Here is a 7393-nt window from a genome sequence, read left to right as displayed (position 1 = left end):
GTGTATAAAAATCGTCTTTCTGTAATTTTTTGAACGCACAAAGCAAGGCAGGCGCTTTATCTGTTGTGAGAACCGATGGTTCTCCAAAATGCTTGACCAATCTTTTCATAAAAGCATACGCAGCCTGATGATCACGAGTTTTTCGAAGTTGAAAGTCCAATGTATGACCATCACTATCAATTGCACGATATAAATAACACCATTTTCCTTTCACTTTCATATAAGTCTCATCTAAATGCCAAGTATGGTGTGCAACTTTGTTTTTCTTTTTCCAAATTTGATAGATTAGATTTCCATATTCATGGACCCAACGCATAATGGTTGTAGGGGGAACGGAAACTCCTCGTTCTTTCAGAATTTCAGAGACATCACGATAACTTAAAGAAAAACAACAGTAGTAGCCAACGGCTACCAAAATAATATCTTTTTTAAATTGTTTTCCTTTAAAATATCCCATGTATCATTCTCCTCATCTCATTTTCCCTACAGTTTAGCTCAGCTCAAAAAATTTTGCAACAGAACCCGTTTAGGTATAGTTAAAAATGAATAGAGAAATCGTTCCTAAAGATTCGTTTCAATTATTACGCACGTCCCTTAATGTTAGTTACCTTTAAGTTTGAAAATACATAATCATGAAAGTTTACCCTTTGTCTTACTCCTTTGGTATGATAAAGCTATGAATTACGGAAAAGGGAGTGTGCAAATGAAGAACCGGGTGAATTTACGTGTCGATTTTGCCTTTAAACAATTATTTGGAACCCAAGGAAATGAAGAGATTCTGATGAGATTTCTGAACGAAGTTTTACAGAAGTCGTTGGTTTCTCCGATTACGAGCGTATCATTAGAAGACCCACATCTACATAAGGAATATAAAGAGGATAAATTGTCGATTATGGATGTACGGGCGACGCTTGGAACAGGTGAACTTGTAAACATAGAAATTCAACTTGCGAATAAACATGATATCCAAAAGCGTTCCCTGTATTATTGGTCGAAACTATACGCGTCACAAATGCAGGAAGGGATGCCATATAGTGAGTTGCAGAAGGCCATTACGATTAATGTACTAGATTTTGTTCTGTATCCGAACCAGGAACACTTTCAAACAACAGGTATTCTATGGGATGTGGAAAAAGAACTCCGCATCAGTGAAGATATAGAAATTCATTATATCGAAATGCCGAAGATTATTGCACAGTGGCGAGAGGAACAGGTGAATCCCTGGCATGATTCTTTGGTACGTTGGTTACTCTTGTTAGCGGCAAATGAAGATCAAAATCTAACAGACACACTGGAGGCGATTGCGATGGAACAGGATGAAACGTTGCAGAAAGCGATTGATAAGTGGGACAATATGAGTCATAATCAATCGTTTCGCCGGGAATATGAAGCGCGAGAAAAGGTATTGTTAGATGAAAAGGCTGCCGTAGCACATGCAGAGAAAAAGGGTATAGAGAAAGGAATTGCTCAGTTAGTGCGAAATATGAGCAATCGAGGTACACTACCAAGTAAAATTGCAGAGTTAACCGGATTGGAGTTAGAAGAGGTACAACGTATTCTTCGTTTATCATAAGGATAATAAATAACAGATAAATAAAAAGCACCAGTGATGGTGCTTTTTATTGTGTGGAAATTCCATATAAAAGCAATAGAAAATACAGGTAAGGATGTTCTCTCGTTTGATGCTAAGTAATTGTTGTGAACTCATGTGTTAAGAATTCTAATAGATGGTGAACTTCTTTCTGTAACGGATTCTGTTGCAAAATTTTTTGAGCTGAGCTAAACTGTAGGGAAAATGAGATGAGGAGAATGATACATGGGATATTTTAAAGGAAAACAATTTAAAAAAGATATTATTTTGGTAGCCGTTGGCTACTACTGTTGTTTTTCTTTAAGTTATCGTGATGTCTCTGAAATTCTGAAAGAACGAGGAGTTTCCGTTCCCCCTACAACCATTATGCGTTGGGTCCATGAATATGGAAATCTAATCTATCAAATTTGGAAAAAGAAAAACAAAGTTGCACACCATACTTGGCATTTAGATGAGACTTATATGAAAGTGAAAGGAAAATGGTGTTATTTATATCGTGCAATTGATAAAGACGGATACACATTGGATATTCCACTTCGTAAAAAGTGCAATCACCAGGCTGCTTATGCTTTTATGAAGAGACTCGTAAAAACATTTGGAGAACCAATGGTTCCCATAACAGATAAAGCCCCAGCTTTACTTTGCGCATGTAATAAATTAAAAGAACAAGGTTTTTATAAACGTACCATTCATTGTACAAGTAAGCATTTGAACAATCTTATTGAACAAGATCATAGACATATCAAACGACGTTTTTCCAAGTCCGCAGGATTTCAAAACCTTCGGCATGCTTCACGTACCTTGAAAGGAATCGAAACGATTCATGCTCTATATAAACGAAACCGAAGTTTGCGACCAAACTTCGGTTTTTCAACGTACAAGGAATTACACAAATTATTAGTTATTGCCTAAATGTTCACCCTCATGTATCAATACCTGTTTCTACTTTTTAAACTTTGCAACAGAACCTTTTATATTTCTGTTAGCAATTTAAACTTTCTTTTTTGTGCCGAAGTTAATTCATTTTCTACATAACGATCTATAAGTAAATCAATTATTTCGTGAGCATATTTCGTATTAGTTATTTTCATTAGTGCTTCGAGTTCTTCTTTTGATTGGTTGGAAATTTTAATACTACCTTGTTGGTTTTTAAACTTCTTTTTCTCTGATGTCTGTTCTGTCTTTTTCTCTTTTTGAGTTACTTGCTTTGGTTCATTCTTAGTTTCAACAGCAGAAGTATCTTCGTTATTTTTCGGCTCAACTGACTCCTCACTTGGTATATACGGAGCAGTTGGTTGGAAATTGCTCTTTTTTCTACCTAATAATCCAGGTGTTTTAGCCATGTTGCACACCAACCTTCATCTTTTCAAAAATATCAATACGAGACAATAATTCATCACTAATCTTTTCGTACAGTTCAATGACATTTAAATCATGTCTATCTTTTTCAGTAATACCATTAACATCAAATCTTTTAATACGCTCCATTTGCGGAACAATATTTTTAAACAGGTTTTCTTCCCCGAAGATTTCACGAGCATTTTCCATAATATACTCGTCCACTTTACCGTTGTTTTTCAATAACACTGGAAGAATGCCTACAACTTCAATATCAAGATCATATTGCTCTTTTAACTTTATCAGTTCGTTAACATAGTTTTCAGCACCTGTAAGAGAACGCTCTTGTGTTTGCAGAGCAATAAGAACATAATCAGAAGCTACAACTGCATTTTTCGTAACTTCAATTGACATAGGAGGAACATCAATAAATATATAGTCATATTTTTGTTTTATCTTTTCAAGTAATCCTTTAAAGTAGTGATCTTCCTCTGCTTCAGAAGTACAAGTCTTATAAAGGAACTTTGCGAAATCTTGAAAATCAACGTAAGAAGGAATTAAATATAAATTCTCAATGATTTCCACTTCTAAACCATCTAAGTTCCCTTCTTGTATCCCCTTCATTAATGTTTTTTCAACAGTTACAATTTCATCTGGATTAAGAATGGATTTCGTTAACATTAAAGACTTCGTTGCATTACTCTGCGGATCAAGGTCAACAAGTAACGTTCGCTTTCCTTTTTTCGCAACTTCATAAGAGTTCAATACAGCATTTGTGGTTTTACCAACGCCACCTTTGTAATTACCAACCGTAATTGTAATAGCCATTTTTAACACTCCAGTTATATTTTTTAAAATTTCCCTATATCCCTTTATAGAAATAGGGAAAAATAGAAATAGGGAAATAGGGATATTTCTAACTATAGAAATAGGGATATTTCCATATTGTTAAAGAAATTATAACAATGATGTTCTGTATATGCAATAGAATGATATAGTTAGAAATTTATAACAAAAACATTGATTTAAAAGGATATTGTCTATTCGAGTCAGACTTAAAAAGTAAGTGATAATGAAGTTTCTTAACGGATGTTTTAAAGAGAAAAATTGAACAAAATAGGGATATAGGGATATAGGGAAAAGGGGAAATATCCCTATGTAGAAATAGGGATATAGGGAAATAGGGAAATAGGGATATTTTTAATAAAACGTATAATTTCGCTGTTTACAAACAAAAAAACTTGTTGTAACGTAAGAAACAACAAGTTTTTAACATAATATGATTTAATACGATAATATACATAAAACCCATTCGGGGTTCGATAGATAAAAAACAAATAACAAAAGAACGGCTGTCTAATCGAGATTTCTTAGGTCTCAATCTGACAGAAAAAGTAGAGTTACGTCAATAACTTTCCTCCCCGGCGAATATAAGTTGCTGACAACAACTTATATTCCATTTACACACTGCTCGACCAGTATGTAAAATTCTCCGTCCGCTCTAGTTAACTATGTTATTAGAGATATAAAAATATCTGTATTTAGTATAGTTAATTAGAGCTGGATTGTAAAGATAGAAACCCTTATTTAAGTACGTAAAAATTACGTTTAAATATAGAGAAATTCTGTTTTTATATACTTTTTCGGGAATTTTCAAGGTGAGCAGTGTTATAACTGCTTACCTTTTTTATTGTCAAAAATTTAGTAGAAAGGAGATCTAATATGAAAGCACAGCAAGCGATTGAATTGATATTACATAATGGATTACGAAAATATAAATACAAGAATTCTAGAGCTAGCATTGCCATGTTAGATTCTCAGGATACTAGTAAGATGAATGACCGTTTTGTATTCATTACACGTACAAAAGAAGATTTAGCGCATGAATATGGTGCAAAAGGAGTAGTATTGACGTCACAAGAAGCAGTTTTAGATCATATCGGACAAGCTACACACTGGACTCCGAATATATTTAGAGTAGGAACGTATTTGGATAGAAGCAGAAAAGTTATTAAAGGTCATGAAGAACGTAACTTAAAGCAAATCAATTGTTTCGCTGTCGATATCGATACAAAGGATGTCACTCCTGGAGAAATCGTATTGGCATCAATGGACAAGCAATTAGGTATGCCAACAGTTATCCTTGAAAGCGTGAAAGGATACCAGGTTTATTTCGTGCTGGATAACCCATTGTTTATTTCGAATAATAATGATTTCCGTGGATTACGTAGTGCGAAGCGAATCAGCGAGAACATCAGAAAAGCTCTAAGCGAGCTATTAACTGGTGTCGATTTAACATGTAACAATTTCGGATTCTTCCGTATGCCTAACGAAAAGAATGTTGTATGGTTGGATGCAGAAAGTACATGTAATTTAGCTCATCTAATCGAATGGTCCAAGGATCAAGATATTGGTCATCGCAGAAATTTATTTACAGTTCTTTCGAACAAACCAATTCATACGACACAAATTACTGAAGGATGGGTGCAGAAGGTATTAGCATGCACACATATTAGAGGACAAAAAGGTGTAATTGGGCGTGATAACGCTGTATTTACGCTTGCTTTGGCGTGCTATTCGTCAGGAATGACAGAAGAGGACGCGCACAACTTATTAGACGAATTTAATACGAACCTAAATAACCCTTTGAAAAATTCAATCATTCAAAAGGCTATTCGTAGTGCCTTTTCAGGAAAATATAAGGGAGCAAATAAAGAGTACATTAATCATATTTTAGAAGTGTGGTCAGATGGTAAGATGTCTTATTCAGGGGCAGCACCTTCTCAATATTGGTATAAGCATAAGAAAGCACGTAAAGATCGTGTGCGTAGTCACTGGTATGAGTGGGAACAAGATATCATTAGCTTTTTAAATGAGAAGAAGAACACAGAAAAAGGATTCTTACACTTTACTCAAAAAGAATTGTGTGAAGCGTTACAAATCCCAAGAAGCACGTTAAACAGTGTGTTAAAGAAATCAAAACATATATATATCCATGTAATCGGCAAAGGCAGCCAACGAAAAACAAGACTGTCTACTTTGGCATTGTTTTTTAACCATGCTATCGATCGAAATAAAGAGCAAAAAGAACGATACCTAGAGTATATACAATCAATCGTGCCAGGTGCAGCGGAGCATTTATATGAGCTGACACATGAGCGGAACAATAACGTAAGCACACTGAATACCGGATAAGATATATGTTTGTCCACTTTGCCAAACATATATCTATTATGCTGTTTTTATATTGATGGGAGACGTCTAGACGTTACTTTGTTTATATTTTTAAAATTTGTACAGTATGTGAAATTTCATGTTTGGGGATACTTATATGAAATTGTATTTCGTACCTTGGATTAAAGACCCTAATGATTCAGACGTTGTTTTATCTTTATTGAATCTATTTTATGTTTTAGAGTGGGAGCATATCGAGCATTATTTTTGATGTCCTATTTGGGTTTTATGAAAATATAGAGTGTGTTGCAAAACTTATAAATATCCAAAAATGAATGCATAAAAAAACCCGCTTTCCTGAAAGAAAGATAGTGACCCATACTATCTTCAGAGAGGACGGATTTACTAGTATGATAACCAAGTTTGATGAAAATCAATCCATTTTACAGGTTTTATTTGCATACGTAGACAGTTTAACTATTGGAGGCGTTCCGCCTGTGACGGGTTGCCCATCCATCTGTAGAAAAGCTTTACTGAAATGCTTTTTCTTGAAAACTGTATTTCAAATTGACTATTTACGCAAATTAACTCATTTTTTGCATCAATATCCTTCATTTCGTATATTTTGTGGTCTTTCTTTTGTTCCTCATATATCTACTTTTTCACGTGTAGGTACTTGGTTTCGCAACGAAGGGATTCCATTGATTCATAAACAAACTCTTCAAAAAATGAATTTATGGCTGATTCCGTGTGTTTTAATTGATAGTACAGCCTTAAGGAGTAGTTTATACGATTCCCAAGCAAAAATGAGGGAAATCTACTCGTTATGGTTGGTATAAGGGATATAAAGCTCATGTCTGTTACACAAGAAAGTGTTGTATTGTTGTCCTATACATTTACAACAGCGAACGTACATGATAGCAAAATGGCTCCTGTATTACTTCAAGGTATACAAGATCGAAATGTCCTGCTTTCCGTGGCAGATGAGGTTTATGATAGTCAGCACATTTATGAAATTGCACGAACACGTGACATCTTTGCCATAAATCCAATCAACCCTCGGAATGGTGAAAAAATTAAGAATACACATCGTCGTGTATTGTCTCATTTTATACAAACCATCTTTGGAAAACAGTTGATGAAAGAGCGTGGGGAAATTGAACAACAGTTTAGTACATTAAAAGATAAAGGGCTGGAACAGCCTCGTTGGTATGGTTAAAATCGCTATCTACTACATGTTCAGCTAGTTTTTCTGATTCATAACATTGCATGTTTATTTTAGTTTTGCAA

At 34.6% G+C, this 7393-nt stretch carries 6 protein-coding genes and 1 pseudogene; 4 read left to right on the top strand and 3 right to left on the bottom strand.

Translation table 11 applies throughout. The features are described 5' to 3' along the window. Positions 1-457 (bottom strand): IS6 family transposase (locus tag CDB3_RS30050; protein ID WP_128856999.1); only part of this gene is annotated, 457 nt, incomplete at its 3' end. 246 nt (positions 458-703) lie between these two features. On the opposite strand from CDB3_RS30050, the gene CDB3_RS30045 reads away from it, so the two are divergent. Together CDB3_RS30045 and CDB3_RS30040 are read left to right on the top strand one after the other, a co-directional pair. After that, positions 704-1573 carry an Rpn family recombination-promoting nuclease/putative transposase gene (locus tag CDB3_RS30045; protein WP_128856998.1) on the top strand — a complete coding sequence of 290 codons (870 nt, stop codon included), beginning with the start codon at positions 704-706 and terminating at the stop codon, positions 1571-1573. Between the two features lie 243 nt (positions 1574-1816). Beyond that, entirely contained in the window at positions 1817-2503 is a 687-nt protein-coding gene (locus CDB3_RS30040; RefSeq protein WP_128856997.1) for an IS6 family transposase, read from the top strand. 59 nt (positions 2504-2562) lie between these two features. Here the strand turns inward: CDB3_RS30040 and CDB3_RS30035 are convergent, their stop codons facing one another. Both CDB3_RS30035 and CDB3_RS30030 read right to left on the bottom strand, forming a co-directional pair. Further along, a complete protein-coding gene (locus CDB3_RS30035) occupies positions 2563-2934 on the bottom strand; it encodes a DUF5388 domain-containing protein (protein WP_128856996.1) in 372 nt (123 codons plus the stop codon). Then, on the bottom strand, positions 2927-3757 hold the full coding sequence (locus tag CDB3_RS30030) for a ParA family protein (RefSeq protein WP_128856995.1): 831 nt from the start codon (positions 3755-3757) through the stop codon (positions 2927-2929). The genes CDB3_RS30035 and CDB3_RS30030 overlap by 8 nt, the downstream gene beginning before the upstream one ends. Positions 3758-4651: 894 nt before the next feature. On the opposite strand from CDB3_RS30030, the gene CDB3_RS30025 reads away from it, so the two are divergent. Together CDB3_RS30025 and CDB3_RS30020 are read left to right on the top strand one after the other, a co-directional pair. Then, a complete protein-coding gene (locus CDB3_RS30025; RefSeq protein WP_128856994.1) occupies positions 4652-6124 on the top strand; it encodes a primase C-terminal domain-containing protein in 1473 nt (490 codons plus the stop codon). Between the two features lie 389 nt (positions 6125-6513). Then, positions 6514-7385 (top strand): annotated as a pseudogene (locus tag CDB3_RS30020) (transposase). The last annotated feature ends 8 nt before the right edge of the window (positions 7386-7393 follow it).

It is taken from the genome of Bacillus sp. CDB3, from assembly GCF_002081505.1.
Lineage (GTDB): Bacteria > Bacillota > Bacilli > Bacillales > Bacillaceae_G > Bacillus_A > Bacillus_A cereus_AT.
This window is presented reverse-complemented; position numbering and strand designations above follow the sequence as displayed.

What these genes read in the sequence shown, in the direction of transcription:
- CDB3_RS30040 (WP_128856997.1), top strand. Translation starts at nt 1,817, where the DNA reads ATGGGATATTTTAAAGGAAAACAATTTAAAAAAGATATTATTTTGGTA.
- CDB3_RS30025 (WP_128856994.1), top strand. Translation starts at nt 4,652, where the DNA reads ATGAAAGCACAGCAAGCGATTGAATTGATATTACATAATGGATTACGA.
- CDB3_RS30045 (WP_128856998.1), top strand. Translation starts at nt 704, where the DNA reads ATGAAGAACCGGGTGAATTTACGTGTCGATTTTGCCTTTAAACAATTA.
- CDB3_RS30030 (WP_128856995.1), bottom strand. Translation starts at nt 3,757, where the DNA reads ATGGCTATTACAATTACGGTTGGTAATTACAAAGGTGGCGTTGGTAAA.
- CDB3_RS30035 (WP_128856996.1), bottom strand. Translation starts at nt 2,934, where the DNA reads ATGGCTAAAACACCTGGATTATTAGGTAGAAAAAAGAGCAATTTCCAA.